Below are 17,257 nucleotides of genomic sequence, written 5' to 3' on the forward strand. Positions count from 1 at the left end.
ATCCAGCCGAGCCAGGGCCCCCCCCTGCGGCTGCGTGTCAGTAGGTGGCGATAATTGCACCAATGAGGGGCACCGCTTTGGCGCGGCCCTGTCCAGATTGGGTAAACATTACACTAAATAGGCCAGAGATAAACTTAAAGTATTGAAAATAAACACTAATACTTTTGGCCCACTAATTGCTTTGATCAGGGTCAACCACCAAAGGATTGGGGAAGCTGCATGAAACTGATCACCGCCATTATCAAGCCATTCAAACTGGATGACGTTCGCGAAGCCATCGCCAGTCTCGGCGTCGAGGGGCTGACCGTCTCCGAGGTCAAGGGCTTCGGTCGCCAGAAGGGGCACACCGAACTCTATCGCGGCGCCGAATACCAGGTCGATTTCCTGCCCAAGGTAAAGCTGGAGATCGCCACCCTGGCCGACAACGTCGAGCACATTGTCGAAGCCATCTGCAAGACCGCCTACACCGGCAAGATCGGTGACGGCAAGATTTTCGTCTATGACCTGCAGGCTGCCGTGCGGATCCGCACCGGCGAGACTGACGCAGAAGCCCTTTGATACAACAGGAACCGAGGAACACAACATGGAAGAGTTGATCAAGTCCGTTTCAGAGCTGCGCTATGCGCTCGATACCTTCTATCTGCTGATATCCGGCGTGCTGGTCATGTGGATGGCCGCCGGCTTCTCCATGCTCGAAGCCGGGCTGGTACGCGCCAAGAACACCACCGAGATCCTGACCAAGAATATCCTGCTCTACTCCATTGCCTGCATCATGTTTCTGCTGGTTGGCTACAACATCATGTACGTGGACAACACCGCCGGTGGCTGGTTGCCCAGCTTCGGCAGCCTGATCGGCACCCAGGCTGACGATGCCGGTCACTCACTGCACTCCGACTTCTTCTTCCAGGTGGTGTTCGTGGCGACCGCTACCTCCATCGTCTCGGGGGCCGTGGCCGAGCGGATGAAGCTCTGGTCCTTCCTGCTGTTCTGTGTGGTGATGACGGGCGTCATCTACCCGATGGAAGGGTACTGGACCTGGGGCGGCGGCTTCCTCAAAGAGGCCGGTTTCTCCGACTTCGCAGGCTCCGGCATAGTGCATATGGCCGGTGCCGCCGCCGCCCTCGCCGCCGTGTTGCTGCTCGGCGCCCGCCGCGGAAAATATGGCAAGCAGGGTGAGATCTACCCCATACCGGGTTCCAACCTGCCGCTGGCAACCCTGGGTACCCTGATCCTCTGGATGGGCTGGTTCGGCTTCAACGGTGGCTCGCAACTGGTGCTCTCCACCGCTGCCGACGCAACCGCCATCGGCACAGTGTTCGTCAACACCAATGCCGCAGCGGCAGCCGGTGTGGTCGGCGCCCTGCTGGTCAGCAAGCTCACCTGGGGCAAGGCGGATCTCACCATGATCCTCAACGGCGCGCTCGGCGGCCTGGTTGCCATCACGGCCGACCCAGCCTCCCCCAGCCCGCTGTTCGCCAGCCTGATCGGTGCCCTGGCCGGCGCCCTGGTGGTCTACGCCATCGTCGCCTTCGATCGCCTGAAGATTGATGATCCGGTCGGCGCCATCTCGGTACACGGTGTCTGCGGTCTGTTCGGCCTGATGGTAGTGCCCCTCTCCAACGAGAGCGCCACCTTCTCGGCCCAGCTGCTGGGTGCGGCCGTCATCTTCGGCTGGGTGTTTGGTGCTTCTCTCATCGTCTGGGGCCTGCTCAAGGCAACCATGGGGCTGCGGGTCAGCGAAGAGGAAGAGATGATGGGAGTCGACGTGCACGAATGCGGCATCGATGCCTACCCCGAGTTCGTCACCGTCAAATCCAGCATCTGACCGACTGAACAAGCACAATGCCACAGGGCCGGAGGCAAACCTCCGGCCCTGTTTTTTATCGCCCCAAAATGGGTGCTGTGTGAATATCCTGGGTGCGCAGTGCCCTGCGCCATCGTCATGCCCCTGTGGTGCCAATGGCAAAAATGTGTTCAACACAGGGCAAAGGTGCGCTGTTTATCGGGCTTGAGGTATTCTGTGGGATTGAACGAATAACCGCCATCATGCCCATCATGCCCATGATGACCTCTGTTTACATCCGCACAATAAACAAACCAACGATCGAAATGTCATTACCGACAGATGAAGGAAAATATTCAATAAAATCAGATTTGTGCCATTCAAATTCGCCCCTGCCATTATATCTTGCCAGCCCACCTTGTTTTTATTTATATAAATAAAGCTAAAACTCTAAATGAGTCATTTATTGAACATGATGCTCTGCCATTATTTTCCATAATATTAAAATCCATGACGACAATAGGTTGTTATTGCCGGATGCACTGACTATAATCCGCGGCCCTCCAGCAATGGCGGATAAAGGGAATATAAATAAACTTCATGGATAGAGGTATTTCAACCACGCAGAGTTCACGCATACAGGAATAATTTATCCATGAATACCTTCAATAAAGCGCTCGTTTTCTCCCTGCTCGGTCTGGGTATCAGCACTGCCGCCTGTGCAGAAGGCTGGTATGCAGGGCTGGATCTGATCACCTCCAAGGCAGATCTGGATGGCATGGCGCAGCAAGCGTATGACGCCAAATTGATGGACGATCGTCTCGATGGCGGTAGCCTGATCGTGGGTTACAGCTTCAAACCCTGGCTGGCCATTGAAGGTGGTCTGCATGCCCAGCAGATGAGCCAGCTGATGTGGATCACCAGTTCAGTGGCCACCGGCTTTGTTGACACCACCATAGACACCCGCAGCATCAGCCTGGCCGCCAAGTTCAGTCAGCCGCTGGCATATGGCTTCTCTGCCTACGCCAAACCTGGCCTCGCCTATACCCGCACCGAAGTCGAAGTGATTGGCAACGGCAGCATACCCGCGCTGGGAGTGAACGAGCAGGGTCGCATCGACGAAGCGAAAGGCCGGGTTCATCCCAATCTGGAAGTCGGTTTTGACTATGCCTTCAACAGCAGCATCTCTGCCGGTATCGGCTATGAGCGTCAATTCAGCGCCCTGACACTGGGTGACGATCACCACTCAATGGATACGTTCAAGCTGGGTCTTCGTTACCACTTCTAAGTTATCTTGTTCCTCAGGGGGAGATCTCCCCCTGCTTTTCCCGCCAATGGATCTTCTCCCCCGGTTTCCATCCGCCAGAATATAAGTTAAATCCGCCATTCAGGTTATTTGACGATCTATATCCGAATCCGGCAATGGCTTTGTTACCTGATCCGAACAGATATTCACCCGGCTTATTTCCCCCATGCTTCACCCATGTTTGGGCATCTCATTAGATGCGGGCCAACATAGCTCAGTTGCCGCGCCAAATGGTGCCAGGCAACGCCTATTTCGCTATTTTGCCGATCAGGTCTGTGCGCCGCTTATTCTATCGACTCAGTGCCGCCTCTCCGTGCGGATCCGGCTTTAAATGCGGGATGGTGCAGATTGCGATAATGGCTGGGAGCCAGACCTTGCTGGCGCTTGAAGGCGGTGGAGAAGTGGTACTCGTTCTTGAAGCCGCACAACTGGGCCACCTGTTTCACCGAGTCGCCGCCGCTGGCCAGCAAGAGAGCGGCCCGTTGCAACCGCAGCCGTTGCAGCAAGGCCATGGGGGCCAGCGCGAAGTGCTGCTGACAGAGACGATAGAGCTGGCGCTGCGAGAGATGCAAGGCGTCAGCCATACGCCCTATGTCCCAGCACTCGGTCAGGGATTCTTTGAGCATCAACTCGAGACGCAGCGCCTGCCGCTCACCACGACTCTGCACCTCCCCCTTTTGCAGCAGGCGGCGCAGATAAAAGCCAAGCTGTTCTACCAGCAACGCACTGAGCAGCGGGTCCTGGTGGCGCTCCTGCTCCGCATAGAGGTTCTCGATAGTGCGAACCAGGGTCCCCTGCTGGGAGGTACACCCCAGCCTGGAGTGGCTGGCGAAGGCATCCCAGGGAGAATCCTTGTGCAGCAGCAGCCACACCAGATCCCAATCACCACTCGCCGCCGGTTGTGGCTCCGGCGCTGGCGGCTCTGGCGACTGCCCCTCCGGTAATAGCGTCTCTGGTAGCTGATAGCAGAGCGGCTGGCCCGCCGGGATCAGGGCCCACTCCCCGACTTGCAGCCGCTCAAGACGATCGCCAATCAACACCTCCCCCTCGCCCCCCAGGGTGAGCAGAAAACAGTGCACGTCCTCAAAGCAACGCTCGATCCTGTAGTGGGTACGCAGACATGAGCAGCCCGCCAGCCACACCTGCTCTTGTGCAAGGGCGGGCAACAGACTGTCACAACAGATCTGCTCGCGGCAGTCGGGGGAGACGTCAATGACTTCAGGATTGGCAGTTTCAGACATCATCAGGACGGGCTCAGCCATGTCGAACGTTCAAGACCCAGCATAGCATGGTCGGTATCAAGTCACAGGAGACAGGCCATGCACATACATCACGTCGCCATCTGGGCACAGGATCTGGAGGCACTCAAGACATTCTACTGCACCCTGTTTGGCGGGCAGGCGAATGAGCGATACCACAATCCGGCCAAACAGTTTTCGTCCTACTTCGTGCGTTTCGAGGGGGGCGCCAGTCTGGAGCTGATGCACAGCCCCATCCTCTTTCCGGCAGATCCCAGTCTGCCGCACCCCTTGCAGGGGCTGGCACATATTGCCTTCTCCCTCGGCAGCGTGGAGGCGGTTGACAAGATGACGGCCCGCCTCAAGCTGCTCAAGGGCGCCGAGGTCAAACACCTGAACGGCCCCCGCTGGACCGGCGACGGCTATTACGAAAGCACCTTCCTCGACCCGGAAGGCAACCGGCTGGAGCTGACTGTTTAGCCCCTTGATTGGCCCCTCACCCTAGCCCTCTCCCAACGGGAGAACCGCGTTCGCCAGCCACGCAAGGGCTGGAGGTGAGGGACAATCTCATTGCCGTAGTCAGCAAATATGGCGACAAGGAGCATAGGGGAAAGGTTGGGATGCGCAGGCGTAACCCCCCCGCCAAACCAACCAGAGAAAATAAATGCTAAATAGGACTTTGGAGGGTGTTTTACCTAATGAATTATCTTGAGGTCATGTACATGATGTGTAGCAGTACGAAACTTAAACTTTTTTCGTCATGAGTATCGTCTCATAACCTTCAAAAACACCAGAAATAGCTAAAAACTCTCCAGCCTTTACAAAACCTGCATTTTCATACGCCCGTAACGCTTTTTTATTGTCTCGTTCCGGATCGATGATAAACGTATCCGCTGTAGCATCTATTGTTGAACGGAAAAACGTGATGAACTCGTTGATTGCTATTGCTGCAAGTCCTTTTCCAAGGAAACCTTCCTCACCGATCATAAAATCCAGGCTGACAGTACTTCCTGTTTTTGATAGATACGATTTCCAGAGATCGGGAATTTCATCACCTTCCGATATTTTATTTGACATCATGAGGCAAAATGGCTCACCATTTTTACACCCAATCCAATAATCAAATATTCCATCAAAATAGGGGCTTGTTATTTTTCGGCCTTTCATAAAGATATCAAGATCTTCTCGATAGGCATCACTGTTGTCCCAAAACTCTTGGACGTAAGGTTTATTTAGCCAACTCAAGACCTGCTCTTTATGCTGCAAAGTCGCTTTTTCAAAAGTAATACTCATATTAATCTCCAGTATTGTTAATCAGATTTAATAATATCACTTTAACCTGAACATCAGATTAATGTCAGTAGGTAGGGTGTAATAAGAGAAGCGCATTACACCTTTTGCCAGATAAATAGCAGCGGTGCAATTCACTTCGTTCATTGCACCCTACCCGATTTTACCAAGTGGGCGAAGTGGGCATTGAACCCGCTCCCTCACCCTGCCCTCTCCAAAAGGGAGAGGGGATGATGCAGCATCGGGGATATGGCGTTGGCAATCGGGGGAACTTCGGGAGTAGCGGGTTTAACGATATTTCTATGATGCGATGTTGGATTGTCTGATTTTCGATTACCCGATTGACCAATTACGCGATCGTCCGATTACGCTTCGCTAATCGAACCTACAAATGCCAGATAATCCCGTGGTGCGAACCAGACCAAAGGGAGCTCAATCTCCCTTCTCCCGTTTATTAAAAAGGAGGCGAAGGGCTGGGGATGAGGGGAAGGGAAAAAGAGATTTCGCGGTAAATGTTGGGCTTCGCTACGCTCAGCCACAACCTACACAATCGGTAGGTTGGCGCTGAGCCTGCGAAGCCCAACATACGAGATCACATATTAAGATCTCCAATCAATGCTATTGGTTATAGCACCAATTATCTCTGTTACTTTTTCCACATTACCAAAGAAGCGAGCGGGATATGCATTGGAATAGTTACTCTCTATGAACTCCTCAGCAAACCCTATAACTAAGTCTAACTTACCAGATATTGAATTACTATCAGGCACTACAACATCATTCGCATTAATAATGTTGCACACTTTATTAAGAAGTATTGCAGAAAAGACTCTATTTCCATGAGTTACAATCAAATGGCGCTTACTATTCTCATATCGGTCAATAGAATCAAGCTTTGATGAGATAAGACTCTCAATACATCTTAAATGCCTTACAGAGTTAATTAACTTCACACCAGAAACACTAGGATTAAAAATTTGACGATATAGAGCACCATCTAAATTATCAAAAAACTTACCACGCTGTGTTTTTAATGTTGCAAGAACTGATGGTGAAAGAGTTAAACATGCCAATCCATTCAGAGCTTCGTCTAAATCAATCGAGTTTTCATCCATAATTACCGATTGGTTGTCAGTCCTTAACAACTGATATTTGTATCCCTCAACAACCAGCTCTCGAGCAAGCCGAATCTGTTCAACATGTTGAGATGCGAAGTCTCGCCCCAAGACTCTATTTTGGTGATTATTTGCCCTAGTAATCAAGCTTGCAATTTCAGTATTATCATTGTCATTCACCTTAATTAATCTAGCGGGAACTTTTATCAACCGAAGCTTTTCAATTAAATCTTGTTGTGTATCACTGTTTTTAAATACCTCGCCGAGTGTGCTTACAGTCTGCGCTCCATTAATAACACTGGCATTCGAAAATTTGAAAGTCCCCCTTGATGTGCCTCTATTAGAGTTTCTTCTATGTGGCTCTATTTCTGATACCAGCAGAGTTACACCATTATTAAAATACCAAAATAACTCAGGATTAGTGATTGCAGTGGCTTTTATTGACTCATTTACTTCTGTACTTCCTAAAATATTCCTAATGTTTTTAGAAAACAATTTTGTTCCATGTGCTCTCCACCAATCAACTACTTGATCACCACTAATTTGACCATAAAATGCTTGGTACGGCTCCAACATCAATCCATAGTGGTCTAACTCTACATCATTTAAATCAACCTTGATATTTGAACCAGCTTGTAACCACTCAGTTAAATCTTCCGCTGAAACCAAGTGAACTTGAAATGGCAACTGAGAATTATCTATGTCAGAACCAATCAGTGCCGCATCATTCAACTCTCGCTGCCATGAAATCATATCAGCAAGGATATTGTTAGCGGCGCCTCTCTTACCCGTATGGGTCATGACAAATAATATTTTATAGTCTATAGAGTTAAGCCCAACCTCAATATCCTCTGACATATTTGACAAAATTTCATCAAACCGATCATATTGTGACATCTGCAATAATTCACAAGCATGCTTAAATGCTAGAAAATCTGCATTTGTCCACGTACCATTTCCAGCTTGATTATATTTCGACTGCACTATAACGATTTTCTTTTCTGCATGGTTGACACAAATAGCATCAATACCGCCATCCTGACTGCTATCGCAAACACATTGACCAGCAAGGACGTCATCCACATCGGCCAAATATGATATTGAAAATGCAGCCAATGCGCGACTTGCCATTTTAACTTCATAGTCAGACTGGGTTGGCTCACACTCTCTTTTGTGTATGTAATCTTGGAATCGTGCAGTTAAAGTTCGTCCCAATCGTTGAGCAACAAGCCTAGCTGTAGGTGCTGCTGGCGTTATATTATCCTGTTCAGACAACTCACTAACATATGCCATTGATAAAAATCCTTATTGCCTATTTGAATTCGTTACACCACAAATAATAAAAAGTTAATACGACAACCTCTCCGCCAGACCGGAATAACGCTCGGTCTTTTTCCGTACTGCCTGTGCCAACAGGGCGCGATCGCCGTAGAGATCGAGCCGGGCCTTGGCGCGGGTGATGCCGGTATAGACCAGCTCGCGGGTCAGCAAGGGGCTGGGGCTGTCGGGCAGCACCAGCACGGTATGGGCGAACTCGGAACCCTGGGATTTGTGGATGGTCATGGCGTAGACAGTCTCGTGGGGCGGCAGGCGGCTGGGCAGAAGCGCCCGCAGGGTGCCGTCCGGCTGCTCAAACCATACCTTTAACCGCCCGCTTTCATCGGGCAGGCAGAGCCCCATATCGCCGTTGTAGAGGCCAACCCCGTGGTCGTTGCGCACCACCATCACAGGGCGACCGGCATACCAGTCGCCGTCGCGGGCAATCAGGCCAGCCCGTGACAGGGCCAGTTCCAGCCGCTCGTTAAGCCCCAGCACCCCGAACGGGCCGTCGCGCAGGGCGCAGAGGATCTGGAAGCTGTTGAATGCCTTGAATACGGTCGCGGGATCCTCCCCCGCACGGGCCGCCTTGAGATAAGCGCCGTAACCGGCCACCCCCTGGGCAATCAGGGCCTCGTAGGCCTCCCCGGCCCAGGGGTGCAGGCTGATATCGGCAAAGCCCATACCCCAGACTGCCTCCACCGCCGTGGCCTCGCCGCTGTTGCAGGCGCGCGCCAACTGACCGATGCCAGAGTGCTGATCAAAGCGCCAGCTCTTGGCCAGCAAGCAGAGGCTGTCACGCACCGGTGCCCCCGCGGGTGTGCCCTGCAAGCGGTAGCCGGTCTGGCGGGAGAGCCAATCCGCCTGCGCCGGGCTGATGCCCTGTTCGATAAAGCTGCAGATATCGCCGAGCACGGCCCCCGCCTCCACCGAGGCGAGCTGATCCTTGTCGCCGAGCAGGATCAGGCGGGCGTGGCTTGGCAGCGCATCGAGCAGGCGCGCCATCATCGGCAAATCGACCATAGAGGCCTCATCCACCACCAGCAAGTCGAGGTGCAGCGGGTTGCCTGCGTGGTGGCGGAACTGGCTGCGCCCCGGAATGACCCCGAGCAACCGGTGCAAGGTGCCCGCTTCGGTGGGGATCGCTTCGACCCATTCGGGGGGCAGATCGAGGGCCTGCAGGGCAGAGCCGATACTCTCGGTCAGGCGCGCCGCCGCCTTGCCGGTGGGGGCCACCAGCCGGATCGCCGGTGCCTTGCCGGCTTGCAGGCCGGTCTCCACCAGAATGGCGAGCAGTTTGGCCACAGTCGTGGTCTTGCCGGTGCCGGGGCCGCCGGAGATCACCGCAAAGGGGCGCGCCGCCGCGGTGGCCGCCGCCAGCTTCTGGCCGTTGCAACAGAGCGCCTCGGGTACCAGCGTATCCAGCTTGCCAAGGTCGCTCGCCGCCTGGGCGCTGGCCAGCAATGCCTCGATGGCGGGCCAATCCACCTCGCTCGGGAACACCAGATCGAGATACTTCTCGATAAAGTGGCGGGCCGAGAAGTCGGGGGCGAGGCGGGCCTTGAGCAGCGCCGCGAACACCAGCCCGTAGTCGCGGGCAAACAGCCGCGACAGGGCGGGAGCAATCTCCGGCCATTCGGCGCGTTCACTCAAAGCGCGCAGATGACGAGCCACCCCCAGTTCAAAATCGTGGTAGCAGGTGAGATAGAGCCGCCCGTGCCAGAGCCGCAGCGGCCAGCGCGGGGCGAGCCCCTCATCCTGTTCCGTACCGACCAAGGGGCTTGCCGCAAACAGGGCGGGCCAGCGGCCAGGATCCGCCAGATCCACCAGCAGATCCCGGCTCTGCTGGGGATCCAGCCCGAACGGTCGCAGGGATGGCTTTTCGTTACCAGAATGTGCCAGCATCTCCAGCGGCAGACAGACATGGCCGCGCCCCAGCTCGAAGCAGGTGAGCGCAGCCCCCAGCACCAGCTCGGGGCTGCCGCCAAGATCGGCCACCAGCTTGGCAAATTGCAGATCCAGCTGGCGAATGCGCCCCGTCAGCGCCAGTGCTTTCAACCGTTCGATCATGATGGCGCTGGTCGCCGTGCTGATCATGGTGTCGCTCATGCCTCTACCTCGTTCAATGGGTGGGATCCCGCTGCTGGCGGCTCACTGCCTGCGCTAAACAACCGATCCAGCCCCAGCACCAGTTCACGGCTCGGGCGGGTATGGAAAATGCCCCCCTGCGGCATGCCGCGCAGGAACAGATAGAAGACGCCGCCAAAGTGCTGCTCGAAGTCGTAGCCCGGCAGGCGCAGGGTGAGCAGCCGGTGCAGCGCCAGCGAGTAGAGCTGGTATTGCAGGTCGTAGCGATGATCACACATGGCCCGCTCCAGCGCCGGTCGGCTGTAATCGGCGGGGCTCATGCCGAGGTGGTTTGATTTGTAGTCGAGCAGATACCAGCGCCCCTGCCACTCGAACACCAGATCGATAAAGCCCTTGAGCATCCCCTGCACTGTGGCAAAGCTCAGCGGCTTGTTGCCCCGCGACAGCGGGTCATGCTGCTGGCAAAGCGCGGTCAGCGCCGGTGCCGTCACCCGCCCCATGGGCAGGAAGAACTCCAGCTCCACCTGCTTGCGCTCGGGCGCCAGATCCCGCAGCCGCACCGGCTCGTCAAAGCCGGTATCCAGCGGGGTATCGAGCACCGTCTCCACCTGCTGTTGCAGCACGGGCGCCCAGTCCTCGTCGAAGCCATCTTGCGCCAGCAGGGCAGCGATATGGTGCGCCAGCGACTCGCCACCGGCGCTCTGAAAATCGATGGTTTCGAACAGACTGTGGAGCAGGGTGCCGGGGCGTGCCCCCTTCGGGAAGGTGAAGATGGAGGGCTCAGGCGCTGCCACCTCCCCCGACTCGGCCAGCAAGGCAGCCGCGCTCGCCGACTCTGTGGCTACCTCGTCATCGAAGCCGGGATTGGCCAAGACACCCTTGCTGTGGCCGTGGCCCTGCGCCGCCAGCCCGGAGTAGGAGCTGATCCACCAATCCCGTTCGAGGGAACCGGTAAAGCGGCGCACCTGCGGCTCGCCCAACTGCTCCTCTTCTGTCGGCAGCGGGGCCGGACGGGTGAGCGAGGGCTCACCGACAGCCACACCGGGCAGCGCCTGCGACAGCTCGGTCAAAGCGGTCGCCAGGGTATCGGCATCCCCCTCTTCGCCCTTTTGCAGCAGATAGCCGATGGCGGTGTGGTGCAGGTCTGTCTTCTCCGACTTGCCGTTACCGGCCCGCACCGGTGCCAGCCCCAGCCAGGTGGCGTAGACGCCCCGGGTCAGCGCCACGTAGAGCAGTCGCAAGTCTTCGGCGAGGCGCTCCTTGTCCGCTTCGGCAAGCGACGAGTCGGCGCCGGTCAGGTCGAGAATGGTGCGATTGCCCGCTTCATCCGCCTCGTGATAGAGCGGGGTCTCGGCGGTTCTGTGGCTGCAGATAAAGGGCAGGAACACCAGGGGGTACTCCAGCCCCTTGGATTTGTGGATGGTGACTATCTGTACCAATTTGCGCTCGGATTCGAGGCGCAGTACCTGTTCCGCATCCTGGCCGCTCGGGCGGCTCACCGCCTCCCCCAGCCAGCGCAGCAGGGCATATTCCCCATCCAGCTCGCTGCTCACCTGTTGCAGCAGCTCAGCCAGATGGAGGAAGTTGGTCAGCCGCCGCTCCCCATAGGGGTTCGCCAGCAGGGAGGAAGCGAGATTGCGCCGGTGCAGCAGGGCCCGCAGCATCGCCAGCACGCCACGGCGATGCCAGATCTTGCGGTACTCCATAAACTCCTGCACCGCGCTCTCCCACGCCCGCTCGTCGCTGGCCAGCCCATCGAGCGCCTTGGCATCCAGATCAAACAGCCCGGTGGCAAGCGCCGCCCGCAGGCTGCGCTCTTCGCTCGGATTCTGGCAGGCGTGCAGAATCAGCAGGATCTCCCGCGCCTCCGTCTGCTCCAGCACGCTCTCGCGGTTCGACAGGTAGACGGAGGCGATGGCGAGGCGCGCCAGCTCCTGCTGCACCAGCTTGCCCTCGGCGCCGGTTCGCACCAGCACGGCGATATCTCCGGCCTTCACCGCCTGATCGCCTATCTTCGCCTTGCCCTCGCGGGCCAGGGTCAGCAGGCGGTGGATCTCGGCGGCGGTGGCGCGCGCCATCTTGCTCTGGTAATCCCCCCGATTGAAGGTGGGCTGGCCGGTCAGCTGCCAGCAGTGGAGCACTGGGGCGGTGGCACCATCGAGCAGCAGCGCCTTGCTCTTGCCCTGCGCCTCCACCGGCAGGAAGGGAATATCCGCCTCGTAGATAAAGGGATCCTTGGCCCGCTCGAACAGGCCGTTGACCGCCCCCACCAGCGCACTGCTGGAGCGCCAGTTGCGCCCGAGGGTGTAGTGGGCGCTCACATTTCGCCGCGCCTGAATGTAGGTAAAGATGTCAGCGCCGCGAAAGCCGTAGATGGCCTGCTTGGGGTCACCGATCATCAACAGCGCCGTGTCTGTGTGGCCGCCGTAGAGCCGATGGAAAATGCGGTACTGCTGGGGGTCGGTATCCTGAAATTCATCGATCATCGCCACCCGATAGGTGGCGCGGATCCGATCGCAGAGCCGCTCGCCAAGGCCCGAACCAAGCGCCCCGTCGAGATCCTTGAGCAGGTCATCGAACGAGAGCTGATGGGCTTGGCGCTTGCTCGCCTGCATCCGGCTGCGCACCACCCTGGCCGCCCGTTGCAGGATAAGGTCGCGAATACCCGGGCGGCTCGCCAGCAGCGCATCGATTTCGCTGAACAGCGGCAGGGTTGGTAACGCCTTCCCCTTGCTCAGCTTGGCCTCCAATGTTTCTTGGCCGAAGCGCTCGAGATCCTTGGGCAGGGTATAACCGCTGGTCGGATCCTGTGCCCAGTCCCCGATCTTGGCGAGCCAGCCTTCGTAGTTCTTGCCGGTATAGAGCTTGATTTGCCCCTCTGTCTGGCGGCGGATCTCGTCCCCTTGCGCCAGCCAGCCATTTTTCACCGCTTCGATACGGGCCATGGCCGCTTGATGACGAGCGGCAAGGGTCTCATCCCCCAGCGCAGGCAGTATCTCCAGCTCGCTGTTGTCGAGCCAGCTGCTCATCTCCCGCAGCAGGGCGGCGGGGCTCGGCCAGAGCGCGCGCACCGAACTGGCGAGGGTTTTATCCACCGGATAGAACTCGGCGCGCCAGTAGTCGCTCACCGCCTGCAGCCTTAGCTGGCTGTCATCGGTGAGAAATTCTGTTTCAAAGAGGGCACCCGACTCGAAGGCATTCTGCGTCAGCATCCGCTGGCAGAAGCCGTGGATGGTAAACACAGCCGCCTCGTCCATCTGCCGTTCGGCGGCCAGCAGGCGGCGGGCCGCCAGTTCGTGGTCCTCCACCTCTTCAAGCAGCTGGGTCAGCAGCACATCCTTGCTCTCACCGCGCAAAAACGCGAGGCGCGCCTCGTGGATGCGTGCGCGGATCCGCCCGCGCAGCTCGGCGGTGGCCGCCTCGGTAAAGGTCACCACCAGGATCTCGGTCACAGAGAGCGGCCGTTCGTGGGCGCTGGGCTGACCGGCATCCGCCCCCTCTTCGATAAGCGGGCCGTGCCCCAACAGCAACCGCAGGTAGAGACCGGCTATGGTGTAGGTCTTGCCGGTACCGGCAGAGGCTTCGATCAGTCGTTCACCGTGGAGGGGAAAGCGCAGGGTATTGAGCGGGTTAGCCATTATTTCAGCTCCTCCAGGGTCTTGAGCAGCGGGGTCAGGTGCTCGCGGGCCAGCGCCTGCAACTGCCCCAGCGCCTCGTCATCGAGTTCGGGGAAGCAGCGGGCAACGTAAGCGTCTGCCCCCTCACCATTGATCATCCAGCCGCCGTTGAAACGGGTGAGGGCCGCCTTGTCGGCGGCATCCGGTTTGTCGGGCTCCTTCTCCATCGACTTGAGCCAATCCCAGGCCGTGTTGGGGAAAAACGGCAGCGGTCGCTTCATCCCCTGCGCCCAGAGCGCCACCAGCGCCGCCAACTTGGGCCTTGCCTCGTCGGCCGAGAGCTTGGGCAGCCGCAGACTCTGTTTGGCATCGAACAGCAGGGTGTCACCGGGGGCACAGCTCAGGGAGAGGCAGAGGTGCTGGATCCAGCCCAGCAGCAGATCCTTGCCGTTGAAGCTGCCGGGTTTCACCACCAGCAAGCGCCCCTTCTGGGTGTCGATCCACCCTTGCAGCTGGCCCTGGGCCAGGGAAATATCGATCTCCACCGCCTGTTTTTCACTGACCCAGGGGCGCAGGCGCTCCGCCAGCTTGCCCATCTCGGCGTCCAGATCATCTAGCAGCAAGCTGCCGAACCAGCCTTGGGGCAGCAGGCCAGTGAGCTGCAACCGCTCACGCCGTATTGCGCTGTCCCCCTCGGCCAGATGGGAATCGAGCAGCAGGGCCTTGAGCTGGTAGTGTTGCAGACCGTCCAGCTCGAATGGCTCGCTGTCTTCAATATTGGCTTCGTTGAGTTCAAACCACACCTTGAGGCGGCGGTTGAGGAAATACTTGGCGGGCTGGCGATAGAAGCGCAGCAGCTCCGCCAGCTCCAGCCCCTGCTCCTTGCCCCATTCGGGCGGCAACGGCAGCTCGCCACTCTGGAAGTTGGCGGCGCCACGCACCGGATTGAGGGCAGGCAGCCAGTCGGCGGCATAGGTAAAGAGCCGGGACTCTGCTTCCGGATAGAAGTAGCTGCGGCTGTAGGGGGTGAGCGGGTGCTCGACCACCAGGTGCTTGAGCAGCCGCTCGCCGGAGGTCTCGTCGTCGAGCGCCTCATCCCCCGCCAGCACGAAGCCCTGGCGTACATAATCGATCAGCTCCGCCAGCAAGACGGACGGCACCTTGTCGCTGTTGTCCTGGGCGCTGAAGCCCTGATAGCTGATATAGAGCCCCTGCTGGGCGCTGAGCAGCGCCTCTAGGAACAGGTAGCGGTCATCATCGCGGCGCGAGCGATCCCCGCGCCGCGACGCCACCGCCATCAGATCGAACCCCATGGGGGCCAGGGTGCGCGGGTAGACGCCGTCGTTCATGCCGAGCAGGCAGACCTGCTTGAAGGGGATGGAGCGCATCGGCATCAGGGTACAGAAGTTGACCTGACCGGCGAGGAAGCGCTGGCTGGAGCGGGACTCCCCCAGTACCTTGCCGAGGTAATCTTGCAGCAGGTCGGCGGTGATGGGCTGATCGAAGCGGGCCTCGCCGAGCTGGGTCTGCCACTCGGCCAGCTGGCTGCGGATCAGTTGCAGCAGGCGCTCTTCTTCCTCGTCGGCCAGATAGAAGCGATCCAGCAAATCAAGGAGGCAGGCTGACCACTCGGGCAGGCTCTGCTCACGCTGCAAACGGGGCAGAAACTCCGCCAGGGAGTCGACAAACCAGGCCAGCTTGCCAAGGGCCAGGCCCTGCTGACCTTCGATCTCGGCATAGGGCAATATGCTGGCCACAGCGCCCTGCTGCCCTGCACCATGATCGGTGCAGAACGACATGCCCGCCACCGGCTCCCCATCCCCCATGGCAAAGCCCAGCAACATGCGGCGCAAGCCAAACAGCCAGCTGTTGCCGGACATGCGCGGCAGCTCAAAGCGCTCCGGGTAGGCATCATCCAGACCCCAGCGGATGCCGGTCTCCTGCACCCAGACCCGCAGCTGGTTGAACTCGTCGTCATCCAGCTCGAAGCGGCGCAGCACGGCGGGCACCTCCAGAATGGCGAGCAGCTCGCCGGCGCCGAGGCGGGCGCCAGGCAGGTGCAACAGGGCGAGGAAGCTTTGCAGCAGCGGGCTCTCCTGGCTGGCTGCCCGATCCGAGACCGCAAAGGGGATCTGGCCCCGCGCCCCAAACACGGCCTGAATGTAGGGGCCGTAGCTGTTCACATCCGGCATCATCACCACCACATCCTTCGGGGTGAGGGACAGGTCCTGCTCGAACAGTGCCAGCAGCCGGTCGTGCAGCACTTCGAGTTCCCGCATCGGGCCGTGGCAGGCGTGGATCTGCAGGGATCCATCCGTTGGATCGATCGGGCTCTTGTGGTGGCTGCTGTCGAGATCGAACTGGCCCTCGCCCCGCGAACCCAGCTCCAGCACATCCTTCTGGATGGCGCGCAGCAGCCTGACATTGCCTGTGGCATCCACCTCATCGATATCGACGAAGGCCTCGATTTGTGGCACCTCCAGCTCCATCAACTGGTGCAGGTAGTCGCGCCCCAGCTTGCCCATGGAGGCGAGCAGCGGGTTGGCGGGCCCCTGCAGGGTGTCGAGGTCCGTGCCCGGTTTGAGCTTGTTCTCCAGCCGCGCCAGGGTTTTGCGATCGAGTAGATCCCCCCAGTAGTAGCGGCAGGGATTGGTGACGAACAGATGCACCTCCACCTCGGGTCGGCTGCCAAGGGCCAGCAGGGCTTCCACATAGCGCGGTGGCAGCGCCGAGATACCGAACACGAACACCCGCTGGGGCAGCTTGCCCGGCAGATCCCGTGTACGTTGCAGCTCGTGGATGAACTCCTCGTAGAGGTTGGCTCTGTGGTAGCCGCTGGGGCTCAGTGCCAGGGTGCGGGCCACCAGCTCGCGCCACAGTTCGGGCTGCCAATCCTGACCACTCACTCCGGCCAGATCCTGGCTCCCTGTTCCGACCAGCCCTTCCCCCTCTTCCCAGCGAGCGATCCAGTCAGGCCGGTAAACCAGATACTGGTCGAACAGATCCGCCACCTTCTGGCAGAGCTGCCACAGTCGAACCTGTTCGGGATCCCCGGCAGGATCTTGCTCATCCCCACCGCCCAGATAGGCGGCGAGCGGTGCGAAGGCGGGACGATCCAGCAGGGCGGGCAAAATGGTCATCAGCTGCCAGCTCATGGCGCCCTTGTTGTAGGGGCTCTGGCGCGGCACATCCGCCAGCACCCGGGTGAACATCTCCCAGATAAAGCTGGCGGGCAGCGGAAATTCGATATTGGCGGCGATGCCGAATGCCTTGGCCAGTTCCAGCTTGAGCCACTGGGCCATGCCAGGACTCTGCACCAGGATCTGTTCCTGCTCGAAGGGGTGAGCGAGAGGTGCCTGCCGGATGTGGTTGACCAGCAGCTCCTTGAGCAGATCCAGCTGATTGGAGTGGTAAAGGGTAAACATGGACGACTCCCGCCAATTCAAACGAGGGGGTGAGCACGGAAAAAGATGAGCGATTCCCGTCACTTCACACGAAATGAG

The 17,257-nt window shown here is 58.3% G+C and carries 11 protein-coding genes; 5 read left to right on the top strand and 6 right to left on the bottom strand.

The window, feature by feature from the left end; genetic code table 11:
* The first annotated feature begins 219 nt into the window (after nucleotides 1-219).
* The 4 genes from glnK to AACX78_RS19705 all read left to right on the top strand — a co-directional run bounded on the left by glnK (nucleotide 220) and on the right by AACX78_RS19705 (nucleotide 3,071).
* Complete coding sequence (gene glnK, locus AACX78_RS19690) at nucleotides 220-558, top strand: P-II family nitrogen regulator (protein WP_159167167.1); 339 nt, start codon at nucleotides 220-222, stop codon at nucleotides 556-558.
* 25 nt (nucleotides 559-583) lie between these two features.
* On the top strand, nucleotides 584-1,825 hold the full coding sequence (locus AACX78_RS19695; RefSeq protein ID WP_159167168.1) for an ammonium transporter: 1,242 nt from the start codon (nucleotides 584-586) through the stop codon (nucleotides 1,823-1,825).
* A 92-nt stretch (nucleotides 1,826-1,917) separates the two neighbouring features.
* Nucleotides 1,918-2,223: a hypothetical protein gene (locus AACX78_RS19700; protein ID WP_159167169.1), complete on the top strand. Its 306-nt coding sequence runs from the start codon at nucleotides 1,918-1,920 to the stop codon at nucleotides 2,221-2,223.
* Nucleotides 2,224-2,438: 215 nt separating this feature from the next.
* Nucleotides 2,439-3,071, top strand: a complete 633-nt coding sequence (locus AACX78_RS19705) for a porin family protein (RefSeq protein ID WP_005316583.1) — start codon at nucleotides 2,439-2,441, stop codon at nucleotides 3,069-3,071.
* 302 nt (nucleotides 3,072-3,373) lie between these two features.
* On the opposite strand, the gene AACX78_RS19710 is transcribed toward AACX78_RS19705, so the two are convergent.
* Nucleotides 3,374-4,351 (bottom strand): helix-turn-helix transcriptional regulator, encoded by a 978-nt coding sequence (locus AACX78_RS19710; RefSeq protein WP_236556360.1) that lies wholly within the window; start codon nucleotides 4,349-4,351, stop codon nucleotides 3,374-3,376.
* A 57-nt stretch (nucleotides 4,352-4,408) separates the two neighbouring features.
* Here AACX78_RS19710 and AACX78_RS19715 point away from each other — a divergent pair, with 57 nt between their 5' ends.
* Nucleotides 4,409-4,807, top strand: coding sequence for a VOC family protein (locus AACX78_RS19715; protein WP_159167170.1), 399 nt, complete (start codon nucleotides 4,409-4,411; stop codon nucleotides 4,805-4,807).
* Nucleotides 4,808-5,071: 264 nt separating this feature from the next.
* Here the strand turns inward: AACX78_RS19715 and AACX78_RS19720 are convergent, their stop codons facing one another.
* The 5 genes from AACX78_RS19720 to recC form a co-directional block, all read right to left on the bottom strand.
* On the bottom strand, nucleotides 5,072-5,620 hold the full coding sequence (locus AACX78_RS19720; RefSeq protein ID WP_159167171.1) for a GNAT family N-acetyltransferase: 549 nt from the start codon (nucleotides 5,618-5,620) through the stop codon (nucleotides 5,072-5,074).
* Between the two features lie 596 nt (nucleotides 5,621-6,216).
* Nucleotides 6,217-8,025: an AIPR family protein gene (locus tag AACX78_RS19725; RefSeq protein ID WP_159167172.1), complete on the bottom strand. Its 1,809-nt coding sequence runs from the start codon at nucleotides 8,023-8,025 to the stop codon at nucleotides 6,217-6,219.
* Between the two features lie 54 nt (nucleotides 8,026-8,079).
* A complete protein-coding gene (gene recD / locus AACX78_RS19730) occupies nucleotides 8,080-10,158 on the bottom strand; it encodes an exodeoxyribonuclease V subunit alpha (RefSeq protein WP_159167173.1) in 2,079 nt (692 codons plus the stop codon).
* Complete coding sequence (gene recB / locus AACX78_RS19735; RefSeq protein ID WP_159167174.1) at nucleotides 10,155-13,775, bottom strand: exodeoxyribonuclease V subunit beta; 3,621 nt, start codon at nucleotides 13,773-13,775, stop codon at nucleotides 10,155-10,157. Before recB ends, recD begins: the two co-directional genes overlap by 4 nt.
* The gene (gene recC / locus AACX78_RS19740) at nucleotides 13,775-17,179 is read right to left on the bottom strand and encodes an exodeoxyribonuclease V subunit gamma (protein ID WP_159167175.1); all 3,405 of its coding nucleotides are present in this window, start codon (nucleotides 17,177-17,179) and stop codon (nucleotides 13,775-13,777) included. Before recC ends, recB begins: the two co-directional genes overlap by 1 nt.
* Between the last annotated feature and the right edge of the window lie 78 nt (nucleotides 17,180-17,257).

The sequence above is a fragment of the Aeromonas sp. 9A genome (assembly GCF_963900955.1).
Taxonomy (GTDB): domain Bacteria; phylum Pseudomonadota; class Gammaproteobacteria; order Enterobacterales; family Aeromonadaceae; genus Aeromonas; species Aeromonas salmonicida.